Annotated in this window: 23 protein-coding genes and 3 pseudogenes; 13 read left to right on the top strand and 13 right to left on the bottom strand. The window is 65.2% G+C overall.

The window, feature by feature from the left end; genetic code table 11:
* Positions 1-113: 113 nt before the first annotated feature.
* The 3 genes and pseudogenes from ACQI5H_RS07980 to ACQI5H_RS07970 all read right to left on the bottom strand — a co-directional run.
* Positions 114-1,208: pseudogene (locus ACQI5H_RS07980) on the bottom strand (catalase family protein); the annotation flags it as partial.
* An 81-nt stretch (positions 1,209-1,289) separates the two neighbouring features.
* Positions 1,290-3,047 (bottom strand): annotated as a pseudogene (locus tag ACQI5H_RS07975) (peroxidase family protein); the annotation flags it as partial.
* Positions 3,048-3,335: 288 nt separating this feature from the next.
* Positions 3,336-3,791 (bottom strand): DUF6294 family protein, encoded by a 456-nt coding sequence (locus ACQI5H_RS07970; RefSeq protein ID WP_427078843.1) that lies wholly within the window; start codon positions 3,789-3,791, stop codon positions 3,336-3,338.
* 229 nt (positions 3,792-4,020) lie between these two features.
* On the opposite strand from ACQI5H_RS07970, the gene ACQI5H_RS07965 reads away from it, so the two are divergent.
* The 4 genes from ACQI5H_RS07965 (at position 4,021) to ACQI5H_RS07950 (ending at position 8,429) form a co-directional block, all read left to right on the top strand.
* Positions 4,021-6,261: an MMPL family transporter gene (locus ACQI5H_RS07965; protein WP_427078842.1), complete on the top strand. Its 2,241-nt coding sequence runs from the start codon at positions 4,021-4,023 to the stop codon at positions 6,259-6,261.
* Complete coding sequence (locus tag ACQI5H_RS07960; RefSeq protein ID WP_427078841.1) at positions 6,251-6,901, top strand: TetR/AcrR family transcriptional regulator; 651 nt, start codon at positions 6,251-6,253, stop codon at positions 6,899-6,901. Before ACQI5H_RS07965 ends, ACQI5H_RS07960 begins: the two co-directional genes overlap by 11 nt.
* A gap of 69 nt (positions 6,902-6,970) precedes the next feature.
* The gene (locus tag ACQI5H_RS07955) at positions 6,971-7,756 is read left to right on the top strand and encodes a hypothetical protein (protein ID WP_427078840.1); all 786 of its coding nucleotides are present in this window, start codon (positions 6,971-6,973) and stop codon (positions 7,754-7,756) included.
* A 4-nt stretch (positions 7,757-7,760) separates the two neighbouring features.
* Positions 7,761-8,429, top strand: coding sequence for a response regulator transcription factor (locus ACQI5H_RS07950; RefSeq protein ID WP_427078839.1), 669 nt, complete (start codon positions 7,761-7,763; stop codon positions 8,427-8,429).
* Here ACQI5H_RS07950 and ACQI5H_RS07945 read toward each other — a convergent pair.
* Positions 8,411-9,817: an ATP-binding protein gene (locus ACQI5H_RS07945; RefSeq protein ID WP_427078838.1), complete on the bottom strand. Its 1,407-nt coding sequence runs from the start codon at positions 9,815-9,817 to the stop codon at positions 8,411-8,413. The genes ACQI5H_RS07950 and ACQI5H_RS07945 overlap by 19 nt on opposite strands.
* Positions 9,818-9,977: 160 nt before the next feature.
* Here ACQI5H_RS07945 and ACQI5H_RS07940 point away from each other — a divergent pair, with 160 nt between their 5' ends.
* The 3 genes from ACQI5H_RS07940 to ACQI5H_RS07930 all read left to right on the top strand — a co-directional run bounded on the left by ACQI5H_RS07940 (position 9,978) and on the right by ACQI5H_RS07930 (position 12,716).
* Complete coding sequence (locus ACQI5H_RS07940) at positions 9,978-10,283, top strand: hypothetical protein (protein WP_427078837.1); 306 nt, start codon at positions 9,978-9,980, stop codon at positions 10,281-10,283.
* Positions 10,284-10,390: 107 nt separating this feature from the next.
* Positions 10,391-11,104: a PAQR family membrane homeostasis protein TrhA gene (trhA, locus tag ACQI5H_RS07935; protein ID WP_427078873.1), complete on the top strand. Its 714-nt coding sequence runs from the start codon at positions 10,391-10,393 to the stop codon at positions 11,102-11,104.
* 127 nt (positions 11,105-11,231) lie between these two features.
* Positions 11,232-12,716 carry an FAD-dependent monooxygenase gene (locus ACQI5H_RS07930; protein WP_427078836.1) on the top strand — a complete coding sequence of 495 codons (1,485 nt, stop codon included), beginning with the start codon at positions 11,232-11,234 and terminating at the stop codon, positions 12,714-12,716.
* Here the strand turns inward: ACQI5H_RS07930 and ACQI5H_RS07925 are convergent.
* Both ACQI5H_RS07925 and ACQI5H_RS07920 read right to left on the bottom strand, forming a co-directional pair.
* Positions 12,713-12,871: a hypothetical protein gene (locus ACQI5H_RS07925; protein WP_427078835.1), complete on the bottom strand. Its 159-nt coding sequence runs from the start codon at positions 12,869-12,871 to the stop codon at positions 12,713-12,715. The genes ACQI5H_RS07930 and ACQI5H_RS07925 overlap by 4 nt on opposite strands.
* Positions 12,872-12,942: 71 nt before the next feature.
* Positions 12,943-13,518 (bottom strand): hemerythrin domain-containing protein, encoded by a 576-nt coding sequence (locus ACQI5H_RS07920; RefSeq protein ID WP_427078834.1) that lies wholly within the window; start codon positions 13,516-13,518, stop codon positions 12,943-12,945.
* 123 nt (positions 13,519-13,641) lie between these two features.
* Between ACQI5H_RS07920 and ACQI5H_RS07915 the strand changes: the two genes are divergently transcribed.
* Positions 13,642-14,037 carry a nuclear transport factor 2 family protein gene (locus ACQI5H_RS07915; protein ID WP_427078833.1) on the top strand — a complete coding sequence of 132 codons (396 nt, stop codon included), beginning with the start codon at positions 13,642-13,644 and terminating at the stop codon, positions 14,035-14,037.
* Position 14,038: 1 nt separating this feature from the next.
* On the opposite strand, the gene ACQI5H_RS07910 is transcribed toward ACQI5H_RS07915, so the two are convergent.
* On the bottom strand, positions 14,039-15,265 hold the full coding sequence (locus ACQI5H_RS07910) for an MFS transporter (protein ID WP_427078872.1): 1,227 nt from the start codon (positions 15,263-15,265) through the stop codon (positions 14,039-14,041).
* Between the two features lie 250 nt (positions 15,266-15,515).
* Between ACQI5H_RS07910 and ACQI5H_RS07905 the strand changes: the two genes are divergently transcribed.
* On the top strand, positions 15,516-15,797 hold the full coding sequence (locus ACQI5H_RS07905; RefSeq protein WP_427078832.1) for a hypothetical protein: 282 nt from the start codon (positions 15,516-15,518) through the stop codon (positions 15,795-15,797).
* A gap of 73 nt (positions 15,798-15,870) precedes the next feature.
* Here the strand turns inward: ACQI5H_RS07905 and ACQI5H_RS07900 are convergent, their stop codons facing one another.
* The gene (locus ACQI5H_RS07900; RefSeq protein ID WP_427078831.1) at positions 15,871-16,356 is read right to left on the bottom strand and encodes a tautomerase family protein; all 486 of its coding nucleotides are present in this window, start codon (positions 16,354-16,356) and stop codon (positions 15,871-15,873) included.
* 143 nt (positions 16,357-16,499) lie between these two features.
* Between ACQI5H_RS07900 and ACQI5H_RS07895 the strand changes: the two genes are divergently transcribed.
* Positions 16,500-16,931 (top strand): winged helix-turn-helix transcriptional regulator, encoded by a 432-nt coding sequence (locus tag ACQI5H_RS07895; RefSeq protein ID WP_427078830.1) that lies wholly within the window; start codon positions 16,500-16,502, stop codon positions 16,929-16,931.
* A gap of 9 nt (positions 16,932-16,940) precedes the next feature.
* On the opposite strand, the pseudogene ACQI5H_RS07890 reads toward ACQI5H_RS07895, so the two are convergent.
* A pseudogene (locus tag ACQI5H_RS07890) lies at positions 16,941-17,036 on the bottom strand (FAD-dependent oxidoreductase); the annotation flags it as partial.
* Positions 17,037-17,052: 16 nt separating this feature from the next.
* Here ACQI5H_RS07890 and ACQI5H_RS07885 point away from each other — a divergent pair.
* Positions 17,053-18,243: a cytochrome P450 gene (locus tag ACQI5H_RS07885; RefSeq protein ID WP_427078829.1), complete on the top strand. Its 1,191-nt coding sequence runs from the start codon at positions 17,053-17,055 to the stop codon at positions 18,241-18,243.
* Here ACQI5H_RS07885 and ACQI5H_RS07880 read toward each other — a convergent pair.
* From ACQI5H_RS07880 to ACQI5H_RS07865, 4 genes are all read right to left on the bottom strand, one after another.
* Positions 18,240-19,457 (bottom strand): GNAT family N-acetyltransferase, encoded by a 1,218-nt coding sequence (locus ACQI5H_RS07880; RefSeq protein ID WP_427078828.1) that lies wholly within the window; start codon positions 19,455-19,457, stop codon positions 18,240-18,242. The genes ACQI5H_RS07885 and ACQI5H_RS07880 overlap by 4 nt on opposite strands.
* Positions 19,458-19,483: 26 nt before the next feature.
* The gene (locus ACQI5H_RS07875) at positions 19,484-20,695 is read right to left on the bottom strand and encodes an acyl-CoA dehydrogenase family protein (protein ID WP_427078827.1); all 1,212 of its coding nucleotides are present in this window, start codon (positions 20,693-20,695) and stop codon (positions 19,484-19,486) included.
* A 25-nt stretch (positions 20,696-20,720) separates the two neighbouring features.
* Complete coding sequence (locus ACQI5H_RS07870; RefSeq protein WP_427078826.1) at positions 20,721-21,332, bottom strand: TetR/AcrR family transcriptional regulator; 612 nt, start codon at positions 21,330-21,332, stop codon at positions 20,721-20,723.
* A gap of 64 nt (positions 21,333-21,396) precedes the next feature.
* The gene (locus tag ACQI5H_RS07865; RefSeq protein ID WP_427078825.1) at positions 21,397-22,164 is read right to left on the bottom strand and encodes an SDR family NAD(P)-dependent oxidoreductase; all 768 of its coding nucleotides are present in this window, start codon (positions 22,162-22,164) and stop codon (positions 21,397-21,399) included.
* Positions 22,165-22,285: 121 nt separating this feature from the next.
* Between ACQI5H_RS07865 and ACQI5H_RS07860 the strand changes: the two genes are divergently transcribed.
* Positions 22,286-23,614 (top strand): sensor histidine kinase, encoded by a 1,329-nt coding sequence (locus ACQI5H_RS07860; protein ID WP_427078824.1) that lies wholly within the window; start codon positions 22,286-22,288, stop codon positions 23,612-23,614.
* 252 nt (positions 23,615-23,866) lie between these two features.
* Positions 23,867-25,474, top strand: coding sequence for a SulP family inorganic anion transporter (locus tag ACQI5H_RS07855; protein ID WP_427078823.1), 1,608 nt, complete (start codon positions 23,867-23,869; stop codon positions 25,472-25,474).
* Positions 25,475-25,500 lie beyond the last annotated feature (26 nt).

Raw genomic sequence — 25,500 nt, 5'->3', positions numbered from 1 at the left:
AGTCTAGGACCGTCCGCGGGTCGGTGCCGAATGAAATCGCCCGCGAACCTAAGTTTTGGGTGCGCAGGCGCGCCGCCCGGGCTCGGGTCGAGCCGGTGCGTGAGTCGACGCGCTCACTGGGGCAGGTCAGCGACGGTCGGCTCGAAGGGGCGGACATTGTTCTTGTCGTGGCGGAAGTTGCTGGAGGCTTCGTAGACCTTCAGTTTGAGGCGGTTGATCGGGCCTAGCGGCCGGTGTGCGGCGAGCCCGCGCCAGGAGTTGTAGGACAGCATGTCGTCGCCGAACCGGCGCCGGTCTGGAGAGTCCGGATTCTGTTGCTCATAGCGGAGCTTGGCGACCCCGATATGGCGACTGACTTCTTCCGGCCACGGCACCGTCGCGTCCTCGATGGGCATCCGGGCCAGATCGGTGCACAGTTGGGCGCGCAGCTCGAATTCGGCGCTATTGGTGGCGAAGAAGTCGAATACCTGGCTGCGGTAGGCGTCGTAACCGCTGTCAGCCGGCAGCAGCTGACCGGCCAGTGTCGTCACCGACTCCGACAGCGGCACGACCTCGAATTTGGCGACATTGTCGCCCCACCGGATGGGAGCCGACGAATAGAAGTTCTGGCCCAGGATATGGGTGTTGGGCTCGATGAAGATCTCCACGGCGCTGGGCAGTGCCGCGCCAACCCGGGACAGGATGGTTTTGGCCCGCGTGAGCACCGCGCCGACGGCGCTCAGCCCGGGATCGGACAGGCGAGCCAACAGCCACGCCAGGGGCATGCCGCGCCGCAGGTAAGCGCGCACGTCGGCAAAGGGGAATTCCCGATGGGTCACCAGCAGGAAGTCCTGAGTCTTGGCGTGGTCGTCGGCCAGGATGCGGTCGCCGGGCTCGTCTAGGAGCACCTTGATCGCCAGGCCGTGTACCCCGCGTATCTGGTCGCTTCGGATCGTGCCGGAGGTGGTCGACAGCCGGGTGATCACCGGATAGCTGCGTGGCTGCGCGAACAGGCCTTGAGCCAGCTCGGGCGCCAGATCGGGATAGACGATGAGCTCGCCGCGCAGCACGGCCAACGTCTTGGCATGGGCATCGCGCATGCCGTGATGAAACTTCTTGTAGGCCCATTCGTTGTTGCCGTGCAACGCCTTGACGATTTCGTCGATCTCGCTGTCTTCCTCGGGGCCGGGCTGCTCGAGGGCGTCGCTGTAGGGGACATACGTGGGCTGCGGGCCCGGTGGCGGGGGATAGCGGCGTGCATCCGTTGGCGGCGGGGACGTGCGGGTCCACGCACGCGCGGGTGTTCTTGGCCATGGGGCGAACGGATTGGTGACCGAGCGCAGGGTGGGCTCCAGGGCGGGGAAATGCCGCAGCAGCACGGTGCGCATGGAGTTGGTGTGCACCCAGTCCATGCCGGCTTCGGTGTACATCGCCGGGGTGAAGTCGGTGGTGAAGAAGCGGTCGCTTCGCAGCCGCCGGGAGGCCATCAGGATGAAGATACGAAAAGCGGTGTCGCTGAACCCAAAACCCGGTGGCTTGGGCTCGGCGTACAGGCCGATCATGAGATCGACGCGCTCGACGTCGCCGTAGATCTGGCGCAGCTCCTCGGCCCACGCCGGATTGTCGGTGAGTTCTTCGAAGGTGGCGGCGGGCTTGAGTCGAAGCATCCGCCGAAAAGCGTTGTAGCGCGGCACACCACGTTCCCGGATCCGCAGGATATCTGCGGCCGCCAGGTCGATGGGAATGTCGTCTACCCGGTGGAAGTCCTGTAGGTGGATCGGGAAGTTGTGCAGCGTAATCTGGCCGGGGTTCGCGACCCCCATCGAGTAGAACAGGTCGTCGGTTTCCCACTGCGCCAAGCGCTCTCGGACGTGGGGCAACGCCAGGTCGGGCAGTTCGTAGTGCGCCAGCTCCTTGTCGTCGCGCAATGAGCGCACGACGTAGTCGTCGGGGATCAGGGGATGCATGCGGTAAACGGCGACGAATTCCTCGGTCAGCGAATACGGCACACCGTCGTGGTTGGTGGGTGATCCGGGGATGCCCTGCAGAACCTCACTCGGGGTGAGGCGGCCGTAGCGCCCATCAAAGCGCTGCCCGAGCACCCCGAACCAGTTGGCCCGCATGGCGGACTCGGTGGTGGGGTGGGCGATGATCGCCGGGGTCCACTCCAGGGTGTGAATCTTGGCCATCAGCGCCGAGTTGACCAGGCAGGCTTTGTCGTAGAGCTGCTGGTCCTTCATCTTGGGATTGCGCAGGTGCAGTTCGCGGCAGATCGCGTTGTGCTCACGCAAGAACAGGGAGTGCAGGAGCGCTAACCCAAGCCAAAAGTTGGCCCTTATCGCCCCGTGGGGGTCAAGGTAGGTCTCGAGATCCTCCGGGTGCAGGCCGACGCCGTCGATCTTGACCTGCCCCAGCTCGCCGGTGCGTAGCCCGTCGGCGAATCCTGCTGTGTTGCCGTAGATCTGGGATCCGTCCCACCAATGGGTGTCCCGGGTGACGAAGGTGGGCGGTCCCGATGGATCGGGGCTGGGGTCGGGTGGAGTCCGTTTGATGGTCATGATCGGGTCGGGCCAAGGATCGGGCGGCTCGACGGGGATCTGCCAGGGGTTGTCGTCGATGGTGCCGTGGCTGAACCAGTCGTGGACCTCGAATTGGATCCAGGCGGCGGCCAGCAGGTTAAGCGTGGTCGCCGGCTTGAAGCTGTCGCGCCTGAGCAGTCGCTGGCTGATCAAACGGGGATTGGGTTCCAGGATGCGGTCGTGTTCTTCGGGATAGGTCAACTCGGTGGCGACGTTTCGGCCGAATCGGCTACCCAGCGATCCCATCAGCGGGTTTTGCAGGTCGTTGTTCGTGCCGTCCAACGTGCGGGCGTCGCGCACGGAAGCAACGCCGTCACCCGCGGGCGGACGGTCGTCGGCTCCGCGACCGGTGTCGTAAAGATTGTCTGCGCGCAGTTGCTCACGCAATCCGACGAGGACGGCTAGGCCCAACGGTTTGGGAAGTCGGGACCATCCGACCCACCGGTCTGTCAACTCTGCAACTCGCGCCAGCCGCTCGGCGAGCGTCATGATTGCCTCCGCTCAATGGGTTTGACTGGCCCGCCGCGGGAACCACCGCGCGGGGCCGAATAGGCATCGCGCACCGGCCATTTGCGAGCCGGTCCGGCGGTGTCGTTGCTAACCGTGCACACGGTTGCTCCAGGTCGTCGTTCGCCGCTGATAGCTGAAGCTGAGGTGGACACTAACAGTTCGTCGGGCATCGGGCGGTGGATCCGCGCCCGCGCCGACCCCCGCGGCCACCGCGTCAACGATGGCGTCGGTGCGGCGGCCGGGCGGGCAACGGAACGGCCCACGGGATCAGCAGTGCGCCTGGTTAATCTGTGCGCCGGCGGCGGAGTCGAACCACACGGCGGGGAACGCGAAATTCTCGTCCCAGGTCGCCCATTCGTCCTCCCAAATCATCGGCGGGCCGATCAGCTTGGGGCTGGTCCACAACACGACACCGTGCACGTCGAGCAAAGAGATGCCACCGTAGAACACCCATCGGTCGTCATCGTCACTGGACTTCACGTGTGCGAAGAAGTTCGCAGTCCCGTCAGCTCGAATCGTTAGCATCTCGTCCTGCAGGACACAGTCACCGATATGCGTGACACCCGACCAAACCCACCACTTTTTCGCGGCGTCGAATGGGGTCGGTTCGGGGCGGTCGCGTACGTCGCTGAGAAGGTCCACCGGTGATATGCGCTTGCACGCCGGCTCTGGGCTCTTGTCCACTGTCGGCTCGACGTTGACGGCGCCATTGTCAATGGTCATTTCATGCTCCTAACGAGGATCGTCGGCACCGACTGGTGCGGCCACTCCCACATTCCGTCGTTCGATGGACGCGAAACACGCGTAGTGGACTACGCGAACTCGGCCCGACAACCACGCCGGCGCCGTCAGGTGCTTCCCGGGCGCGGGTCAGCGGGTCGGCTCATTGGTCTTGACCGCGTCGAAGTAGCGTCGCTACGGTAGCATCGCTACCTTATTGTGAAGGACGCTGATGCTGGAACGGTTGACGAGGTTTGTTGTCGGTGCACCGCGGCTGGTCTTGGGGGCGGCATTGTTGGTGGCGATCGCCGCCGCGGTGTTCGGTCTCCCGGTCGCCAGGCACCTTGCCGCGGGTGGGCAGCAGGACCCGACGTCCGAGTCGGCGCGGGCGGCCCAGATCCTCGTCGAAAAGTTTGGTATCAGTGACCAGTCTCTGGTGTTGATGCTCAGAAGTGACCAGGGCGCAAAGACTCCAGCCGTGGCCAAGGTCGCCGGCGAGTTGGAAGCCGAGCTGCGTCGCTCCGGTGTGGTGCTGAATTTGACTTCCGCATGGAGCGCGCCGCCCTCGGCCGCGGCCGAGTTGTTCAGCAAGGACGGCAAGTCCGGAATGATTGTGGCCGGCCTGATCGGCGGTGAGAACGACGCACAAAAACATGCCGGCACGCTGATCAAAAGCCTCGGACACGATCGCGACGGGGTCTCGGTGCGCGCCGGCGGGATGGCCACCGTCTACGGCCAGATCACCAAGCAGACCGAGCGCGACCTGATGACCATGGAAATGATCGCTATCCCAGTGACTTTCGTTGCGCTGGTGTCGATTTTCGGTGGTCTCAACGCGGCCCTCCTTCCGCTGGTGGTGGGCCTGTTCTCCATCTTTGGGGCAATGTCGGTCCTGCGGGCCCTGACCTATGTCACCGACGTTTCGATCTTCTCCCTCAACCTGACCATCGCGATGGGCCTCGGGTTGGCCATCGACTATTCACTGCTGATCATCAACCGATATCGAGAAGAGGTCACCGCCGGGATGACTCGAGACGAGGCGCTGGTATTGACGATGCGCACCTCGGGACGGACCGTGTTGTTCGCCGCCTTGACCGTTGCCCTTGCGCTCGTTTCGCTGGTGCTTTTCCCGATGTATTTCCTCAGGTCGTTCGCCTATGCCGGGGTAGCGGTAGTGAGTGTGGGCGCGGTGGCGGCGCTGGTGATCGTTCCCGCGGTCATCACGCTGCTCGGCGACCGCATCGATGCCCTTGACATCCGTAGGCTCCTGCGACGGATCACTCGCCGTCCAGAACCCGTCTGCCGGGATATCACTGCGACATTTTGGTACCGGATCGCCAAACGCGTTATGGCACACGCCGTTCCGACAGTCGTGGCCATCGTCGCCGCGCTGCTCTTTCTAGGGCTGCCGTTTCTCAACCTAAAGCTCGGATTCCCCGACGACCGGACGCTGCCTGCGTCGGCGTCGGCCCGCCAGGTGGGCGACCAGTTGCGGACCAATTACAACAACGACGATGCCACGAACCTCTCCGTCATCGTCGAGCATGTGACAGGGCCCGCGCCCCAACAGCTAGACGGCTACGCCGCCGAGCTCTCGCGTGTGCAAGGGGTTACCACCGTGTCGGGGCCAACCGGCGCCTTCGTCAACGGAAACAAGGCTGGCCCGCCGGCGATGCAAACCGGAATCAAAAACGACACGGCGCTTTTCACGGTGCAGACCAAGCTCGAACCGTACACGGCGGCCGCCGAACACCAGCTCGACGCCCTGCGCGCAATACCGGCGCCCGGCGGCGCGCATCCGATGTTCGGCGGTGGAGCGCAACTGGACCGCGATGCCGTTAACGGCATACTCTCTCGGCTTCCGTGGGTGCTTGGCATCATTGCCGTCGTAACCTTCGCGCTGCTGTTCATGCTCACCGGCTCGGTGGTGCTCCCGCTGAAAGCGTTGGTTCTCAACGTCATATCCCTGACGGCGACGTTCGGGGCCCTGGTGTGGATTTTCCAGCAAGGCCACCTGGGCGCGTTGGGCACCGCGCCCACCGGGACGATCACCTCCAACATGCCGGTTCTGATGTTCTGTATCGCCTTCGGACTTTCGATGGACTACGAGGTATTTCTGATGTCCCGCATTCGGGAGTATTGGATGAACTCGGGCCGCACCCGGGCCGACAACGACGAATCGGTCGCGCTGGGTGTGGCCCGCACCGGCCGCGTGATCACCGCCGCCGCCGTGATCATGTCGATCTCGTTCGCCGCGCTCATCGCCGCGCAAGTGTCATTCATGAGAATGTTTGGAACCGGGCTGACGATCGCAATCCTGATGGACGCCACCATCATACGAATGCTGCTGGTGCCCGCCTTCATGCGAATCATGGGCCGCCTCAACTGGTGGGCACCCCCGGCATTAGTGCGCTGGCATGCACGCTGGGGGATCACCGAGGAGCCGCTCGAAGAAAAGGCTTATGCATCCTGAAACGCGTCGGCAACGCCTGCCCCGGGGATCCGGCGGGCAGCTGCGTGAGCAAATCATCGACACGGCAACGGAACTCATCATCGCATCCGGAGACATCAAAGCGCCTTCGACGCGAGAAGTAACCCGGGCGCTGAACATTTCCGCCCCTTCGCTCTATCGGCATTTCGCCGACAAAGACGAGCTGCTCGATGCCGTGTGCGCGAAGTACTACCGCCGGCTCGGCGAGGTCATGCAAGAGGCCGCGCGCGACCTACCGACACCACTGGAACGATTGCATGCCCTGGGCATCGCCTACGTGCAATTCGCGGTCGCGACACCGCTGATGTATCGGGTGGCTACGGGCGCTCCGCCACGGCGGGGTAGCGACTTCGACGAAACGCTCATCAGCTCGGCCTTTGTCCACCTGCAAGACACTGTGCAAGAACTCATCGACCAAAAGTTCTTCCCGCCAGGTGATTCCGTGACACCCGCCCTGCAGCTCTGGGCGGCGGCACACGGGGTTGCGTCTCTACTCATCACCAAGCCGTACCTCCCGTGGGGGGACGCCGAAGCGTTCACGAACAACGTCCTGCGTGCCGTGTGTATCGGACAGGCGGTCGACGGCCTCGATCTGTCCGTGCTGCTTCCGCGTGGGGAATGATCTCAGCGTTCTCTCGGCGCGGTTATCGTAGGCATGCAGGAAACACCGAGGCCGGAAGGTCACTGCCAGATGAGCGACATGACGAAAGAGGCGCTGACCAAGGTCCCGGCGGTCACTCTGGGGTTCTGGGTCATCAAGATCTTGGCGACGACGCTGGGTGAGACCGGCGGCGACACCGTGACGATGACGCTGAACTGGGGCTACGTCGCGGGTGTCGTCCTCTTCGGCATCGCCCTCGTTGTCCTGGTTGCGGCGCAGATCTTCGCCAAGCGCTTCCACGCGAGTCTCTACTGGGCGACGATCGTCGCCTCGACGACTTTCGGCACGACGCTGGCCGACTTCGCCGACCGACAGTTGGGGATCGGCTACACGGGCGGATCGCTTCTGCTCCTTGCCTGCCTTCTGGCCACCCTGGGGTTGTGGCGGTGGACGCAGGGAACGGTCTCCGTGAGCACCGTTTCGACGCCGAAGGTGGAGGCGTTCTATTGGGCGACGATCACGTTTTCGCAGACGCTGGGCACCGCGCTCGGCGATTGGCTCGCCGATACCCGCGGATTCGGTTACGAGCGCGGGGCGTTGGTATTCACCACGGCTCTCCTCGTGGTCGTCGCCCTCTATTACTGGACCAGCGTGTCGCGGGTGACCTTGTTCTGGGTGGCATTCATCCTGACGCGGCCGCTGGGTGCGACCGTCGGCGACTTCCTCGACAAGCCGGTCGCCGACGGCGGGTTGGCCTTGAGCCGTCCGCTGGCGTCGGCAGTCATCGCGGTGATCATCGTCGCGTTGCTCATCGTTTTGCCGCAACGCCCAGGACGTCACCCGGGCCAGGCGGAAGCCGCGCGCGAAGTAGCGTGACGGCATGAGAGTCCTGCTTGTCGAGGACGAGCCACGTCTGTCGGCGACTCTGGCTATGGGGCTCAAGGCCGAGGGCTTCGTCGTGGTGGCGGTCGGTAACGGTGTCGAGGGCCTGCAGGAGGCCGTCGAAAACAGCTTCGATGTCGTGGTCCTCGACATCATGCTCCCCGGCTACAGCGGATACGAGGTGCTGCGTCGCATGCGGGCACAGGATGTGTGGACACCGGTGCTGATGCTGACCGCCAAGGATGGCGAGTACGACGAGACCGATGCGCTCGATCTGGGAGCGGATGACTATCTGACAAAACCGTTTTCATTCAGGGTTCTCGTCGCGCGCCTGCGCGCATTGGTGCGTCGCGGCGCACCCGAACGGCCCGCGGTGTTGACCGCCGGATCGCTGTCCTTGGATCCCGCGCGGCACACCGTGGTACGTGATTCGACTCCGATCACGCTGACCCCCCGGGAGTACGGAGTGCTGGAATTCCTCATGCGGAACAAGGACACGGTGGTGACGAAGGCCGAGATATTGCGCAACGTGTGGGACGCGCACTACCAAGGTCCCGACAACGTTGTCGAGGTCTATGTGGGGTATGTGCGTCGCAAGATCGACGTCCCCTTCGGCACCAACACCATCGAGACGGTCCGAGGCGTCGGTTACCGGTTGTTGTGCTGAGGCAGCGACACGACCATCTTGGTCCCGCCGCCGGGCCTGTCGTCGATGGTAACCGTGCCGCGGTGCGCGGCGACAACCTCGGCGACGATCGCCAGGCCAAGCCCGGTCCCGCCCGCACTGCGTGAGCGGTCCGAATCCAGGCGCACAAAGCGTTCGAACACCCGGGTCCGTTCGGCCGGAGCGATGCCGGGGCCGTCGTCGCTGACAATCAGTGTCGCGCTTCCGTTTTGGCTGCCGACCTCGATGGCGATTTTCGAGTTCGCGTGGCGGACAGCGTTATCCACGAGGTTGCGGATCATCCGGGACAGTGCGGCGGGGTCGCCGGTCAGACGCGCGGGGCGGATGTCGGTGTCGATCCTGCATGGCGTTTCGCGCCGCAGACGAGCCGCTTCGGCCTCGGCGAGGTCGTCAAGGGCCGTCTCTTCCCTGCGCAGCACCAGGCTGTGCTCGTCGGCTCGGGCCAGCAACAGCAGATCGTCGATCAGCATCCTCATCCGTTGCGCCTCGGGAAGCAGGGTGTGGACGGCCAACTCGGCATTGAGCAGTTCGGGATGAGCCTCGGCGACCTCCAATCCGGAGATGATGGTGGCCAGCGGGCTGCGCAGTTCATGCGAGGCGTCGCCCAGGAACCGTTTCTGCGCGCGGTGGCCGGCTTCGATGCGCGACAGCATCTCGTTCATCGTGAGGGCCAGGGCCGCGATCTCGTCGCGACTGCTGGGTACCGGTACCCGTTCGGCCAAATCGGAGGTCGAGATCTCGGCCACCCTACTTCGGATCGCGTCCACCGACTGCAGTGAGCGGCGGACGAGCCAGTAGGTCGCGGCTGCTGCTACCGCGATGATGATCGGGGCGCCGCAAGCCAACAGCAGCGCGACCACCCGTGCGGTCGCCTCGACCGCCTCGCTGCCACCTCCGACGAGCACGGTGTATTGACCGGATGGAGTGTCGACCCGTTGACCGCTGATGCGCATGTCGTCATGGGGCACCGCATCGTCGGGCATGCCACGGCGCAAATTGGAGTCGAACCCGCTGACGGGCAGCAGTGGTGTTTGCGGTGCAGATCCGGATCGCCTCGCCACCTTGCCGTCGGGAGCGATCACTTGGATTGCTACCACGCGCTGGTCGGTGGTCAAAAGGTCGCTGTCGAGCTCGTTGAGCGAATTGGTCTGCAGGACTTGCGCAATGTCGCGAACTCTGCCGGCGCTGGCATCGTCAACACCTGCCAACAACGAGCGGTACAGGATCGCGTCCAATCCCGCGCCCGCAACAGCAAGTCCCACCAGCACGACGATCGCCGATACCGCGGCCGAGCGAGCGGGGATGCCCAAGTTACGGGGGTGCACCGCTCGCAGCAACCCCATGCGCCGAAACGGGCGGACCGCAGACATCCACACAGTCTGATTCTGCAGCGCCGGTCGGCCGGTTTCGAGCTCAGGGACGTTCTCAGCGGGTTCTCAGCGGCCCGCTCCTAGCCTGGCGCTCCATGTTGAGGACATCTGCGCCAAGGCCGTCAACGGCAGGTCACGCGGCGAGGGAGGGCAGCGGTCGATGAACGTCGAGCAACTCCGGCGGGTGCTCGCCGAGCTTCCCGGCGATATGCCGATCATTGTCGAGGATTCCAAGATGGGCTGGATGGAGAATGCGGCGCTGTATCTGGCGCCTGCCCACATCGACCACCGCGTCTCCGGCAACTATCTCTACGCGCGCTATGAGGACGGCGCCGACAACTGTGAGGCCCTGTTGATCAGCGGCTTCGGTCAGTCCGACGAAGGCCTCCTCGAAATCACCCCACAGCCGTCGCGGCCGACGGTGATCGACGTGCCCACGGTCAGCCAATTCATAGGTGGCACATAGCCGTAACGAAAAGCCCGGCGAAACGATATAGGGAGGAGCCCAGGTTGCCGGGGGACAAAGCAACTGAACCGCACAATCCTGTCGGAGGGGGACTAGTGAGCTATCAGATCGATCGGATCTCCCGGCCCGAGTCCCTCGGGCCGATCGCGGTAGTCGCCGACGATGCCGGACCCCCGGGCGTGCTGACGAAGCCACGGTTGCGCGGTTGGATCCACCAGTACTGCGCCATCGCGTTTGTCATTGCCGGTATGCCGCTGGTGGCGGTGTCTTGGGCGGAGGTATCGAAGCGTGCCGGGCACTCGACCCTGACATACACCCTCGCGATAGTGGCATTGTTTGCCGTCAGCGCCGTCTATCACCGCGTCAACTGGGAGTCGGCAGTCGTCCGGAACTGGATGAGACGGCTCGACCACTCGATGATCTTCGTTCTCATCGCCGGCAGCTATACACCGTTCGCGCGGCTGGACATGCCGCGCGGGACCGGCGATGTCGTGCTGGCGATTGTGTGGGGCGGCGCGGCAGCCGGAATCGCGCTGACATTGTTCTGGCCGACCGCCCCTCGCTGGTTGAGCTTGATGCTCTACCTGCTGCTGGGCTGGGTCGCGGTGTGGTACGCGGGGATGATCGTGCACAACGCCGGATTACCCGCGACGGTGCTGCTGGCTGTGGGTGGCGCGTTGTACAGCATCGGTGCGCTGTTTTACGGACTGCGCTGGCCCCAGCTCTGGCCGACGACCTTCGGGTATCACGAGCTCTTCCACGCGTGCACCGCGGTGGCGGCGATCTGCCAGTACATCGCCATCTGGCTCGCGGTTTTCTAGAAGCGCTTCGGGCGAATTTAACCCCTCACTTTCAACATATAGCGCACCCCGGGGCTTGCGGCAAGACCGGGGTCATGTCGCAAAATCGTTGGCCGAAGCCAGAACTCACTCGGTCGGGGGTTGCGACGTGCATGTTTCGGTAGTGGTTGTCGGGGCAGGCCCGACAGGACTCATGCTGGCGGGTGAATTGGCATTGGCGGGTATTGACGTCGCCGTTGTCGAGCGGCGCGCCAGCCAAAACGTGATCGGCTCGCGTTCGGGCGGTCTGCATTCGCGCACGATCGAGGTCCTCGATCAGCGGGGAATCGCCGACCGATTCCTTTCCGAGGGTCAGACAGCGCAGGTCGCCGGGTTCGCCCAAATTCGTTTGGATATCAGCGACTTTCCCACCCGGCACCCCTACGGGCTCGCGCTGTGGCAGAACGACATCGAGCGGATACTGGCGGCCTGGGTCGAGGAGCTGGCCGTGCCGATTTATCGCGGACGCGAGGTGACGAGCATCGCCCAACACGGCACCGGTGTCGACGTCGAGATGGCGAACGGCCAGTTTCTGCACGCGGAGTATCTCGTCGGCTGCGACGGAGGGCGCAGCGTGACGCGTAAAGCGGCCGGCATCGACTTTCCGGGTTGGGATCCGACGACGAGCTATCTGATCGCCGAGGTCGAAATGGCCTTCGAGGCAGACCAACCGCCGGAATGGGGCATCCGCCACGACGCCCTCGGCGTTCATGCGCTGAGCACAGTGGCGGATGGGAGCCCGGCCCGGGTCATGGTGACCGAGCGGCACCTCGTACCCAGCGGCGAGCCCACCTTACGCGATCTCAGTGAGGCGCTCGTCGCGGTTTACGGAACGGACTACGGGATCCACAGTCCCACTTGGATTTCCAGGTTCACCGATGCGACACGTCAGGCCGCGGCCTACCGCAACGGGCGGGTCCTGCTGGCCGGCGACGCCGCGCATGTGCATCACCCGGTAGGGGGACAGGGACTGAACACCGGTGTGCAGGATGCGGTGAATCTGGGATGGAAGCTGGCGCGGGTGATCAATCAGACGGCTCCCGATGGTCTGCTGGACACCTACCATGCCGAACGGCACCCGGTCGCGGCGCGCGTGCTGCGCAACACCATGGCGCAAATCGCGCTTCTTCGCCTCCTCGATGACCGGACCAAGGCCTTGCGCGACGTCGTTTCCGAACTCCTCAGCCTCGACGAGCCCCGCCGACGATTCGCAGCGATGATGTCCGGCCTGGACATCCACTACGACCTCGGCGAGGGCCACCCGCTGCTCGGGCGCCGCATGCCCGATCTCGACATCGTGACCGCCAACGGCTCGACCCGGGTTTTCACCCTGCTGCACGACGCCCGTCCGGTGCTACTCAACCTCGGCGAGTCCGGTGGTGTTGACATCGCGCCATGGGCCGATCGAGTCCTATTGGTCGACGCGAAATACGTTGGGGATTGGGAGCTTCCGGCGCTCGGCGCGGTTCCCGCCGCTCCCGCAGTGTTGATCCGGCCCGACGGGCATGTCGCCTGGGTGGGTGATGACCGGGCCGGGCCCGAGCTCGCCGACGCGCTCACCACCTGGTTCGGCGCGCCCGCTGCACCGATCTAACGTGTGCTTTCGTCGGGGAGGTCGTGTCGCGACTGATGCAAACCCGGGGCATCCGGATCCTCGTCCGGATGGTCCAGCTTCTCCTGCAGATCACGCTGCTCCTCGGTCGCCTTCCTGGCATCGTTGGGTGGGGTCACATCGGTTTCGTGGTCCATGCGAGATCTCCTTCGAGCTAGCGGACGTCTTCAGGAAGGATCTCCACATCACCTGGTTCGAAACCCAAAGCTCATTGGCCTTTCAGGCTGCCGATCCGGAGCGAATAGTCGGTGCGTTTGGGCGGCGCACTGTCCTCGACGTTCTCGACGTAGCTTGCGGGATCGCGATCGGTGATCGGCAATCCCTTGGTCGTGGGATGCCGTGCCATGAACTCGCCATATTGCTGCCCGAGCGCTTCCCGAAGTCCGATGGGGGCGTGTCGACGAAAGTCCGACAGGCCTTCGCGTTCCTCTTCGCCCATGTGGTCGTCGTTGGCAATCCGGGTGCGGCCCACGGCGGCCCACCATGCATCGCTCCCGATCCGGGCCGCCTTCGCATCGCGCACGCCGTCACGAATGTCGTTGTGGTCGCCGATGGCATCAAGCGTCTCGCCTTCGGGATCCTCGGCGCCCCGCTTGAGCAATTGCGGGTAGAAGATCTTCTCCTCGATGTAGGCATGCACGTCGAGCTTGTCGGCGAGCGGACGCCACACCCGTTCGAGTGCGCGGTGGTCTTCCGGCGTCTGCGCCTGCAGATCGTCCAGCCTGGCGAATTGTTCGCGGAACCAATTGTGGTCGGCGAGGATCAATTCGGTGATGTCAGCCACTCCGACCCCCAAGCCTGTCGCGACCGTGCGCCTCGGGCCATCGTGACCCATGCTGGCAGAAGCAGTCAATCCGTTCTAGCGTCAATCGAGCGGACCCAACAATTGACCATGCGAGGTGTCCTGATGCATCCGTTCCGCAAGGCGGTAGAGGAGCGCGACGAGGCGGCCATCCACTCGATGCTGGCCGATAACGTGGTGTTCACCAGCCCGGTGGCCTTCAAGCCGTATGTCGGCAAGCCGATAACCGCGGCACTGCTGCGCGGAGTGTTGCGGGTCTTCGAGGACTTTCACTACATCCGGGAAATCAACGACGCCAACGGCCGCGACCACGCGTTCGTGTTCGAGACGACGGTGGCGGGCAAGAAGATCACCGGTTGCGATTTCCTGCACTTCAACGAGGACGGTCTCATCGACGACTTCATGGTGATGGTGCGGCCACTGTCCGGTGCGACAGCGTTGTCCGAGGCGATGGGCGCTCAGTTCGAACGGATCCAACAGGAGGCCGTCGAACTGGCCTGAATCAGCTCGGGCGGTGAGCATCTCGGCGCAGCCGCACCGCCCGACTCACCGCCGTTGCCAGCGCCAGCACGGCCATCACGGCGAGAATCGTCGCCGAGAGCCCCGGCCCGACCGTCGCCAAGATCAAGGGCAGGCCAAAGCCGACGTACGTCAGCACATAGAACACCCCGACGAGAGCACCCCGGATGCGTTGCGGTGCCGCGGCTTCCAGATCGATCAAACCCTCGCGCAAGCAAAGTCCGGACGCGCACCCCAGCACGACGAACAGCGGCAGGGCCAATGCCAGCGATATGGTCGGCGGGGCGGCCGCCGTGACCGCGTAACCGAGCGCCGCCAGCACCGCACCGGTGGTGCCGGCGTGTGGACCCCAGCGAAACACCCGCGCCAACACCTGAATTAGCCCGCTGACGCCGTTGACGATCAGCGTCGCGGCGCCCACGGCCATCGGAGCGGCGAGCCCGGTGTGTACCCGGGTAGGGATCGCGATGAACCCCAACGTCGCGGAGGCGAACACCCACGGCGCGAGGGGCATGGCCCAACTCAGCGCCCACGCGGTCCCCTGCCGTGCCGCCGGCGGTGGCTCCCAGCCGTGTGCCGTTGCCGGCGTCGTCGCGCCCGTGCGCCGCACCGCCACGACGGTGATGGCCATCGCCAGCACGACAATCGCGGCGGCGAGCCCGAAGGACACCCGCACTCCGGGCTGTCCGGCCCGCGCGATCACACCCGCGGCGAACGGCCCGATGGCGAAACCCCCGAGCAACACCGCACCGGCTGTGGCCGCACCCGCGGGCCCCTTGAGGTCGGACGCCCATGCGGTGCAGGAACTCATCAACAGACCCACACCGATCCCGACGATCAACCGTCCCACCAGCAATACGTCCGGGTGCTGGGAAACCAGCATCGCCACTGTGCCCGCGATAGCGGTGGTCGAGCCCGCCAACGCCACCGACTGACGCCCGAGCGCGTCGGATACCCGGCCGCCGACGAGCAGTCCGGGCAGCAGCCCCAGCGCGTAGATTCCGAAGATCGCGTCGAGTTTGGCCGCGTCGAGGTGTTGGCGTTCGCCGATCAACGGCATCACCGCCACGAAGTGGTTGGCCACCCACCCGGTGGACAGCAAGAGGACCAGCACGCCGGTGAACACGGCCCGGGTTCCGTCGGACCCGCCCCGCTGGTCACTGACTGGGATCGGCGGAGGCCGGCCGGTGCGCACATCCGACGAGATCACCGATTTTTCCTCCCCCATGGTCGTGCGCTAACTGGCCGGGCTGACAAACGGTAAAAGACGAGGCCGCCCCGGCAGGTATTCCCACCGAGCCGAAAGTTCCACAGGCCGCGCCACTGAGTCAGACGCTTTGGGTCGGCCCGTCCGGCACTCGCCCGCAAACGCACACACCGGGCGACGCAAACTCGGGCGCCGAGTTTGAAACCGGCCAAATTGGTGTACAGATACCACTACTGGCAATCCGGGAGGGCAAATGATGAAGCAAATTGCGGCCGCCATGATCGCGCTCGCTGCCCTGGCGTCCGGTGCGTGTTCAGCCTCACAAATCATCAACACCGGCGGCGACACGAAGTGCAAAGATTTCACCACTCAGGACGAGAAGAAACAGAACGACGAAGTCACCAAGATGCTCAAGGACAAGAACGGGACTGACCCGAGCAATATCGAGATCTCGGCGACTCGGCTGTCGGCGTTGACCTACTGCCAGACGGTGGGCAAGCCGGACACCAAGATCTCGGAGGCGCCGCACGGCTGAGTTGTGGCAGCGCGGCTCGCGTTGGGCATTCTCGAGCGTCGGATGGTGCGACGGCGCAGCTAGCTCAACATTGTCAAGCCGGCACTGACCGGCGCCCGGCCAGTCGCCGGTCGGCGTAGACACGGCCCTTGTCCCGATCACCCATCACGATGCCGGCAATGTCCGCCAGCCTTGCGATGCGTCCACCACCACCCCACGTGCCGTCGGGAATCTCGTTGGCGAACACCCAGATACGCAACGGGTCGCGGTCGTAACGCCCGTCCTCGGCATCCAGAATTGCCGCGGTGACCGCGGCGACCATGCTCGCTCGGCGGTCGTCGTCGAACTGGCCTTCTGGCACCGACGCGATCACTCGGTAGTGCGGCATCGCGGGCCGTTCGCCGGCGTGCAGTACGGCCGCGGGGCGATGCAACCACACCTTGGCCAAGTCCCGAGCTGCCGGATTGGCGGGGTCTGCGCCCTCGTGTTCGAGCAGGACGTCGGTCAGCGTGGCCAATAGCGCGTTCTCCACGTGGGCAGGCAACGCACCGTCGGGAATGTACACATCCAGCATGGGCATATCGCAAGCCTCCGGTTTCGTGAGCAAAGCTCTGGATTTACTTTCACAACGCAGCATAGTGGACCCTGAGTTGCAAAGTCAAACCCTGCTATGCTGCTCTCGTGTCTGCGATCCGAGATAGCTATAGCGCCGAAAACTGCTCAGTGAAACGAGCGCTCGACATTGTCGGAGAGAAGTGGACGCTCCTGGTGTTGCGGGAAGCCTTCTACGGAGCGCGGCGTTTCGAACAGTTTCAGGCCCACGTTGGGTGCGCCCGCAATCTGCTCAGCGAACGCCTCAACACCCTGGTCGAATCGGGAGTGATGGAGCGCGTGCCCTACCGAGAACCCGGGCAACGCGAACGCCACGAATACCGCCTCACCGACAAGGGCCTTGATCTGCAGGCGGCCATCATCGCGTTGATGCAGTGGGGCGATCGCTGGGAGGCGGACCCCGACGGCCCGCCCGTCGAGATCATCCACCGCGATTGCGGGTACCCGGTCGAGCTGGTTATGCGATGCAGCCATGACGGCGTACCGGTCACCGCGCGAGACTTACGGCCCAGGCCCGGGCCCGGCGCCCGCCCGGGACGCTGATCAGCCGAGTTCACCGCGCTCGAAGACGATCGCCCGTTCCCCGCGCCGCGCGAGCTCGTAGGCGGCCGCAAGTCCGCATATTCCCGCGCCGATCCCGACGATCACGTGTTCAATGTTGACCATGTTGCGTCGCGGCGCTGCGGCGGGGGCTCCGACCTTGCCGATCGACCTATACGGCAAAGAGACGCTGCTCAAGCCGGCTGAAACCTATCGCCAGATCCGCGACGCGGGTGCGGTGGTATGGCTGCCGAAGCACCGGCTCTGGGTCATGGGCCGCTATCGCGATGTGCGCCAGGCGCTTAGCGATGACGAGACTTACTGCAGCGGCAACGGGGTGGCCGCCAATCCATTGACCAATGTGCTGACTGCTGGCACCACGCTCGCCAGCGACGGCGAAGCTCACTCCAACCGGCGGCGCGTGTTGCTGCAATCCCTCTCGGCCAAGGCGCTTTCCGACATTGAGCCGGTCCTGCAAGCCGAGGCGACGGCGATCATCGGCCGGCTATGCGATAGCCCGGAGTTCGACGGGGTATCCGATTTCGCGGCTTATCTGCCGATCCGGGTGGTCGCGGATCTCGTCGGCGTCGACCTCGACCATCACCGCATGCTGAAATACGGCCGCGGCGGATTCGACGTATTGGGCCCGACCAACACCCGCACCGTCAAGGCAGCGCCGGTGGGGCTGAGTTTCTGGCGCTATGCGCGATCTATCCGCTCCGAGAGCGTCAAGCAAGGCGGATGGGCGGACTCGGTTCTCGCGGCAGGACACGCCGGCACGTTGAGCCCGTCGGAAGCCAAGGCCATGGTGATCGACTTCATCGGTCCGAGCCTGGACACCACGATCCTGGCGTCCGCGCAACTGCTGTGGAGCCTGGGCACCCAACTCGACGTGTGGGAGGAGCTGCGGCACCACCCCGAGCTGGTGCCCGCCGCCGCGGTCGAAGCCGTTCGCCTCGGCTCGCCGGTGCGCGGCTTCACGCGAATGCTGAAGAAAGACACCGAGATCGACGGCATCCCATTGGGTCGTGGTCAACGAGTCGCGCTGCTCTACGCGTCGGCCAACATGGACGAGACACAATTCGAACAACCCGAGGTCTTCTCCTTGCACCGCAAAGGGGCCAACCTCGGATGGGGCTTCGGCGCCCACGCCTGCGTCGGCATGTATTTATCCAAGATGGAGATGCACGCGCTGCTACGCGCGATGATTCCCAAGGTCACTCGGATCCAGGTTGACCGGCCCGTCCGACTCTTGAACAACACGCTGCAGGGCTTTCAATCGCTGCGCGCGAGCTTCAGTCGGTGCGCGGCTTAGAAGAAGAATCCGGCGTACGGCGCTTCGGCCACCGCGAAAAGCCGATCGGCGACCGCGAGCACCGCGGGATCGTCGGCCCGTGCCAGCCCGGCGACGGCCAGACCGCTCCAGGTGGCGCCGCCCAGCAGAACGGCGGCGAGACCCTCGACACCGACGCGCACTTGGGCGGGCCGATCAGTCGGCTCCGCGCCGTGGCCCGCGATGGTGAAGCTGGCCGAATTATGCTGCAGCAGCAAGTCATTGACGGCAATGGTGACAGAGCCGTCGCCCGCGTATCGGCGGGCTGTCAGCGCCTTCTCGGCATGGACGACGCGCAACCACGTCTCGTCATGCACCGCGGAAATCCGCATGGCCCGCCGGTCGACCAGTAGCCAGGGCAGCGGATCGTCGAGCGGCAGCATCCAGAACATCACTCGGTCGACGAGATCGAGGCTCAGCAGGAAACGCAGCAGCCCCAGGTACGCGTCGGGGGTGGGCGCGAAGAAATCCTCGACCACGACGGTGCGCTGATCGCTGACGAACCACCTTTCGGTGTCGACGGGGCGGTAACGGACGAAACCGGATTCGGCTCCCGGATCGCCCGATACCGCGACATACGCGGGGCCCGAGGATGATTCGGTCCGCAGCCGCAAACCCTCCCACCACACGTCCGGGCGATCGATGGTTCCCGCCCGCGTCGGGCGATTCTCGGCATAGATCCGCGGCAGGACCTCAAATGTCTGCGCAACGTCGAGAAGCCGCGCCGGGTCGCCGGCGCCGACGCCCGGCCGTAGCGCCGCCCGCGCGGTCTGAACCTCGACGGTTTGCGATGAACTCGCCACGCCGTAGCCGTAGCGCTCGTAGATCGTCGCCTCCGATGCGCGCAACGTTGCGACCACCTCGCCCCGCGCCGCGATGTCGCGCAGCTGGTGATCCATGAGCGCGGTGGCGATACCTTGGCGCGTGAACGACGGCAGCACCCCGATGTGGGACACGGCGGCGTGCTCGACGACGGCGCCGCCCGGAAGCGTCAGTCCGCTCGTCACGGAGTCCGCGGTGCCGACCAGTTGTCCTGCGGCGAACGCTCCGACGGTACGCCCGGGCTCGAGCAGCTTGCTGATCTGGCCGGGCTGCAGGTTCGCCAGCGGAGGGAAGCCGACCATTGCGGTGCGAAATAGGTTGGCCGCGGCGACGAGGTCCTCCTCACTGTCGAGGACGCGGATCTCGTGGGTCATCCGGCCATCATGTCTCGCAGCCCGGGTTAGCGGATCGGCAGCCCCGTCAGCGCCCGCGAGATCACCAGTCGCTGGATCTCGCTGGTTCCCTCGAAAATGGTGAAGATCTTCGCGTCGCGGTGCATCCGTTCCACCGGGTAGTCGCGGGTGTATCCGTTGCCGCCGAGGATCTGGATGGCCTCGTCGGTGACGTAGACCGCAGTCTCGCTTGCCACCAGCTTGGCCATCGAGCCCTCGGCCGAGTCGAAGTTCTGGTTGTTGCGCGCCATCCAGCCGGCCCGCCACACCAGCAGGCGAGACGCGTCGATGCGGCTCTTCATGTCCGCCAGCTTGAACGCCACCGCCTGGAACTCGCCGATCTTGCGCCCGAATTGTTCACGCTGGCAGGAATATTCGAGGGCGTACTCGTAGGCGGCCCGGGCCACACCGATGGCCATCGCGCCGACGGTGGGCCGAGTCCGCTCGAAGGTCTTCATCGCGGCCTGGCCACCCGCGGAGGCGCCGGACTTGACCCGCGCGATGCGCGCCTCGAACTTCTCGCGGCCGCCGAGGATGGCGTCCTCGGGCAGACGCACGTTGTCGAGCACCACCTCGGCGGTATGCGAAGCGCGGATCCCGTGCTTTTTGAACTTCTGCCCCTGGGCCAGACCCGCGGTGTCCGGCCCGATGACGAAGGTGGCCTGGCCGCGCGTGCCGAGCTCGGGGTAGACCGACGCCACCACGATGTGCACGTTGGCGATGCCGCCGTTGGTCGCCCAGGTCTTGGTGCCGTTGAGGACCCACTCACCGGCCGCCTCGTCGTAATGCGCACGAGTCCGGATGGCGCCGACGTCGGACCCGGCGTCGGGTTCCGACGAGCAGAAAGCGCCGAGCTTGGGATCCTCAGGCGTGCCGAACATCTCGGGCAGCCAGCGTCCCAGCTGTTCGGGAGTTCCGTTGCCCGCCAAGGCCGCCGCGGCCAGCCCGGTGCCGAGGATGGACAGCGCGATGCCGGCATCGCCCCAGAACATTTCCTCGAAAGTGGTCAGAAAGCCCAGCCCGGTCGGCTCGGCCGCCTGCTGCGCGAAGAAATCGGGCGAGTAGAGGCCCACCTTGGCGGCCTCCTGGATCACGGGCCACGGAGTCTCTTCGCGTTCGTCCCACTCGGCCGCGGCGGGCCGGATGACTTCGCTGGCGAACTTGTGCACCCAGTCTCGGACCTCGATGACGTCGTCGCTCAGTTGTAGTGAAAAGGTCACAGCTTGCTCCTGAGATTTGTTGTGGTCAACGGTTTTTGCGGTTGGTGTATTGCGCCAGGACGCTGACCGTCTGGTTGACCCAGGCCTCGAAGTAACGGTCGTCGTCGATGTTTCCGGGAGAGCGGCCGGTCAGGGCCTGCAGCGTTGCGGCGTAGGAAAGCGACCCGATTGCCACCGCCGCGGCGGCCTCGGGGTCGGGGATGCTGGTGCGCCCGGAGCGATTGGACGCCGCCAATTCGTCGGCGAACCGCTGGTAGGCGTTGTCGGTGATGACCTGCCACGTCTTCTTCTCGAGATCGCCGGCCTCGGCGGGCTCGCGCAACATGACCTTGAGCAGATCCTCGCTTTCGCGCAGGTTGCTCCAGATCAGCTCGCCCGCCGTGCGCACCGCCTCCTCGACGCTGCCCGCCTGCCCGGAGTCGTACTGCTCTCGCGCGGCCACGATGCTGTCGATCCGGTACGCGACCGCGGCCTCCAGCAGCTCACGCTTGGAGCCGAAGTGCTTGTAGAGCGCGCCCGATCCCGGGGCGAGCCCGGACGCCCGCTGAATGTCGGCCACCGAGGTCGCCGCGTACCCCTTGGCGGCAAAGAGCTTCAGCGCCTCGCCCAGCAGCCGGTCGCGTCCCGATGGAGGCATGGTGAGAGAGTACTCACTCACCACATATGGAAGCAAATTGCCTGCTCACCCAGGCCGGCGGCCGCTAGCTGACCGAGAAACCACCGTCGACCGCGAGCGCCTGATTGGTGATGGCCCGGGCCGAATCCGAGGCGAAAAAAACGACCGCGGCGCCGATCTCGCGCGGCTCCTGGAAGCCGAACGGAGTAGGCCTCGTCGCGGGCCCGTCGGTGAGCGGCCCCGTGGCGTTGATGGCCCCCGGGGTGATGACCGCGCCGGGCAGGATCGTGTTCACCGTGATCTGGTGTTCGGCAAGTTCGAAGGCACTCACGTGACTCAATTCGAGCATGGCGCCCTTCGACGAGGTGTAGGCCGCAAGACCCTTGATGAGTCCGCCCCGCAGCGCGTTGGAGGCGATGTTCACGATCCGCCCACCCCGTCCGGCGGCGACCATCTGCTTGGCGATTTCGCGCGTCATCAAGAACGCACCGCGGGCGTTGACGGTGTGGATCGTGTCCCAGTGCGAAGCGCTGGCCTCGAGCAGCAGTTCGCGATCCTGCAGTGCGGCGTTGTTCACGAGCAGCCATGGGGCGCCGACGGCCTCCGCGATCGCCGCGCCCGCCGCGACCACCGAGTCCTCGTCGGCAAGGTCGACGATGACCGCGACCGCTTGGTGGCCGGCTTTTGTCAGGGCGTCGGCGCGCGCGTCCGCGCTCTCGCGATCGGCGTCGGCGATCACCACCGTCGCTCCCGCTTCGGCCAGCACCTCGGCAATCCCGGCCCCGATGCCCTTGGCGCCGCCGGTGACGACGGCCACCCGTCCATCCAGGTCGAAGAGTGCGGTGTTTGCCATCAGCCACGCCATCCTTTCGCGCCGTACCGTCGTCGTTACTATCGTCCACGACATCGACCGGGCACTTCGCGGGCAATACAGGGAGCCTGATATTCGCGTGTTTTCTCATATACGGCTCCCGATGCGCGTGCTGTCGCTGCGCACGATCGTCATCGTGGCCGCACTATCGGTGATGACCCTCGTCGTCCTCCTGGGCCTGTGGGTGTGGATCGGCGTCACGAACGATCAGTACAGCCAGCTCGACCGCCGGCTGGATTCGGTGACCAGCCTCGGTGATATCAATTCGCTGCTCAACAGCGCGCAGCTCACCAACCCCGATCGGCCCATGCCGGATGGAAACCTGGTGCGCACCGCTCGCATCGGGGATACGACGGTATCGGTGCCGGGCAATATCGTCCTGCCCCAGCTCCCGAACGGCTACGCCAACACGACCATCAACGGCGTGCAATACCGGGTCCGCACCTTCACCGCGGGCCCGGCATCGATCGCGTTGGCGGCGCCATTGGCCGAAGCTCAACATCGCATCGACGAACTGCATCTGCGGGTGTTGTTGATCTGTTCCGGCGTCATCGGCGGGACGATCCTGGTCGGCTGGGTGATCTCGTTGATCATGGTCAACCCGTTTCTGTTGCTGGCGCAGCAGGCCCGCGCCATCAATGCCCAGTCCAGCCCCGACGAGGTGCAGGTCCGCGGTGTGCGGGAGGCCGTGGAGATCGCCGAAGCGGTCGAGGGCATGCTGGCCCGCATCGGCAACGAGCAGCAGCGCACGAAGGCGGCGCTCGAATCGGCCCGCGATTTCGCCGCCGTCGCCTCCCACGAACTGCGCACTCCCCTGACCGCCATGCGCACCAACCTCGAGGTGCTGTCCACGTTGGAGTTGGGCGCCGAGCAGCGCAAAGAGGTGATCAGCGACGTCATCCGCACCCAGAGCCGGATCGAGGCCACCCTGACGGCGCTCGAACGACTGGCCCAGGGCGATCTGACCACCGTCGATGACTTCGTTCCGTTCGACATCACCGAGCTCCTGGACCGTGCCGCCCACGACGCGCTGCGCATCTACCCGGGCCTGCAGGTATCTCTGGTGCCGTCGCCCACGGTGCTGATGATCGGGTTGCCCACGGGCCTGCGACTGGTGATCGACAACGCCATCGCCAACGCCGTCAAGCACGGTAGCGCCACCGAAATCCGGCTCAGCCTAACCAGTTCCAGCGACGGCGTGGAAATCGCCGTCGACGACAACGGCACCGGCGTTCCCGAAGATGAGCGCGCCGCGGTCTTCGAACGCTTCTCCCGCGGGTCGACGGCGTCGCGCTCGGGGTCCGGATTGGGGCTGGCGCTGGTCGCCCAGCAGGCCGAATTACATGGCGGCAAGGCGTCTTTGCACGCGAGCCCGCTGGGTGGGACACGACTTCTCGTCGCGTTGGCGGGTGACGGGCGGGGTCCGGCCTGACGCGAATGTGCTTCGGGCGCAATGGTTACGGCTATGTAACAGCGCATTTGAGTTCGGCGAATCGCCGCGATAGGCGAAGCAAAACATTTGCATTCGCTATGCGCACGGCTTGCCGAGTTGCGGCCCGATCGACATGCCACCTACCTTCGAACCCGGGAGACAGCCGTTTCGGGATGAGCACGAACTCTGCGCGGCTGTTTGTAATCGCCAGTGCGCCAAGCACTTACAGTCAGCTCGCGCCAGGAAGGACCGATGCAGCACACCGACAAGGTCGCCCAACGGGCCGTCGAGGACGAACCCGTAGGGCGCCGGTTGAGAGAGGTAATCCGCTACGACGTGCCCGCGTCGCTGGTGGTTTTCCTCGTAGCGCTGCCGCTGTCATTGGGTATCGCGATTGCTTCCAACGCGCCGGTGCTTGCCGGTTTGATCGCCGCGATAGTAGGGGGAATCGTGGCCGGGGCTATCGGCGGGTCCGCGCTTCAGGTCAGCGGTCCAGCCGCCGGGCTGACGGTCATCGTAGCGGACCTGATCTCTGAGTTCGGCTGGGGCGTCACGTGTCTGATCACCGCCGCGGCCGGCGTCTTGCAGGTGTTGTTGGGGCTCAGCCGCATTGCGCGTGCCGCGCTCGCGATCTCGCCGGTTGTCGTGCACGCGATGCTCGCCGGTATCGGAATCACGATCGCGCTGCAACAAACCCACGTGCTACTCGGCGGCGAATCCAAAAGCTCGGCATGGGCCAACGTCAGTGGCCTACCGTCGCAGATTCTCGGCGCGCACCGGCCGGGCGTCATTCTGGGCGTACTCGTGATCGCAATCCTGATCGCATGGCGTTGGGCTCCACCCCGACTGGCCCGAATCCCCGGGCCGCTGGTCGCCATCGTGACGGTGACCATTGTCTCGGTGGTTTTTCCCTTCGACGTGCCCCGAATCGAACTCGAGGGTTCGGTCTTGGAGGCATTGCAACTCCCGACACTGCCGCACGGAAACTGGGGAGCCGTCGCAATCGGCGTCCTCACCGTCACGCTCATCACCAGTGTGCAGAGCCTGCTCACCGCCGTTTCGATCGACAGGATGCACAATGGGCCGCGCACCGACTTCGATCGCGAGCTGATCGGGCAGGGCGCGGCGAACGCCGTGTCGGGCGCAATCGGCGGTCTCGCTATCGCCGGGGTAATCGTCCGTAGCGCGGCCAATGTCAACGCGGGCGCGAAGACCCGCGCCTCGACGATCCTGCACGGATTCTGGGTCCTGCTGTTCGCCTTGCCATTCGCGGAGTTGGTCGAGCAGATTCCCACCGCGGCGCTGGCCGGCTTGCTCATCGTCATCGGGATCGAGCTGCTCAAGCCCGCGCACGTCGAGAACGCCCTTCGCAACGGGGACATCGCCGTCTACCTCGTGACCGCGGTGTGCGTCGTCTTTCTCAACCTGTTGCACGGCGTGCTGATCGGGCTGATTGTGGCCATCGTCCTGACCGGTTGGCGGGTGATACGGGCGCGGGTGGAGGCCGAGCCGGTGGGCGAAGAGTGGCGCGTGGTCATCGAGGGAGCATGCACCTTCCTGACACTGCCGCGGCTGACCGGTGTCCTGGCGTCCGTTCCCGAGCGCACCACGGTCACCGTCCATCTGTTGGTCAACTACCTCGATCACGCTGCGCATCAGGCGATCTCCGACTGGCAGCGACAGCATCACGCCACGGGCGGAACGGTCCAGATCGACGGGGACGTCGCGACCGGCCGTCGTGCCCATCGCGTGCCGGACAACTTCCACAATCGCGAATCGCGCGAAGCCAAGCCAATGAAGCGTGGGCGCGACGGCATCCACCTGAGCTTGGTGGAGCAGGATAGGTGTCAGCTACCTTGACATGTATCAGCCTAGTTGATACGAAT

This window comes from Mycobacterium heidelbergense (assembly GCF_050205645.1).
In the GTDB taxonomy this organism is placed as follows: domain Bacteria; phylum Actinomycetota; class Actinomycetes; order Mycobacteriales; family Mycobacteriaceae; genus Mycobacterium; species Mycobacterium heidelbergense_A.
This window is presented reverse-complemented; position numbering and strand designations above follow the sequence as displayed.

Bases quoted from the DNA above. Each gene is read 5' to 3' on its own strand.
- ACQI5H_RS07925 (WP_427078835.1), bottom strand. From the start codon at position 12,871: ATGGACCACGAAACCGATGTGACCCCACCCAACGATGCCAGGAAGGCG.
- ACQI5H_RS07915 (WP_427078833.1), top strand. From the start codon at position 13,642: ATGCATCCGTTCCGCAAGGCGGTAGAGGAGCGCGACGAGGCGGCCATC.
- ACQI5H_RS07860 (WP_427078824.1), top strand. From the start codon at position 22,286: ATGCGCGTGCTGTCGCTGCGCACGATCGTCATCGTGGCCGCACTATCG.
- ACQI5H_RS07970 (WP_427078843.1), bottom strand. From the start codon at position 3,791: ATGACCATTGACAATGGCGCCGTCAACGTCGAGCCGACAGTGGACAAG.
- ACQI5H_RS07940 (WP_427078837.1), top strand. From the start codon at position 9,978: ATGAACGTCGAGCAACTCCGGCGGGTGCTCGCCGAGCTTCCCGGCGAT.
- ACQI5H_RS07885 (WP_427078829.1), top strand. From the start codon at position 17,053: ATGTTGCGTCGCGGCGCTGCGGCGGGGGCTCCGACCTTGCCGATCGAC.
- ACQI5H_RS07950 (WP_427078839.1), top strand. From the start codon at position 7,761: ATGAGAGTCCTGCTTGTCGAGGACGAGCCACGTCTGTCGGCGACTCTG.
- ACQI5H_RS07905 (WP_427078832.1), top strand. From the start codon at position 15,516: ATGATGAAGCAAATTGCGGCCGCCATGATCGCGCTCGCTGCCCTGGCG.
- ACQI5H_RS07880 (WP_427078828.1), bottom strand. From the start codon at position 19,457: ATGACCCACGAGATCCGCGTCCTCGACAGTGAGGAGGACCTCGTCGCC.
- ACQI5H_RS07945 (WP_427078838.1), bottom strand. From the start codon at position 9,817: ATGTCTGCGGTCCGCCCGTTTCGGCGCATGGGGTTGCTGCGAGCGGTG.
- ACQI5H_RS07900 (WP_427078831.1), bottom strand. From the start codon at position 16,356: ATGCCCATGCTGGATGTGTACATTCCCGACGGTGCGTTGCCTGCCCAC.
- ACQI5H_RS07955 (WP_427078840.1), top strand. From the start codon at position 6,971: ATGAGCGACATGACGAAAGAGGCGCTGACCAAGGTCCCGGCGGTCACT.
- ACQI5H_RS07870 (WP_427078826.1), bottom strand. From the start codon at position 21,332: ATGCCTCCATCGGGACGCGACCGGCTGCTGGGCGAGGCGCTGAAGCTC.
- ACQI5H_RS07865 (WP_427078825.1), bottom strand. From the start codon at position 22,164: ATGGCAAACACCGCACTCTTCGACCTGGATGGACGGGTGGCCGTCGTC.
- ACQI5H_RS07965 (WP_427078842.1), top strand. From the start codon at position 4,021: ATGCTGGAACGGTTGACGAGGTTTGTTGTCGGTGCACCGCGGCTGGTC.
- ACQI5H_RS07855 (WP_427078823.1), top strand. From the start codon at position 23,867: ATGCAGCACACCGACAAGGTCGCCCAACGGGCCGTCGAGGACGAACCC.
- ACQI5H_RS07960 (WP_427078841.1), top strand. From the start codon at position 6,251: ATGCATCCTGAAACGCGTCGGCAACGCCTGCCCCGGGGATCCGGCGGG.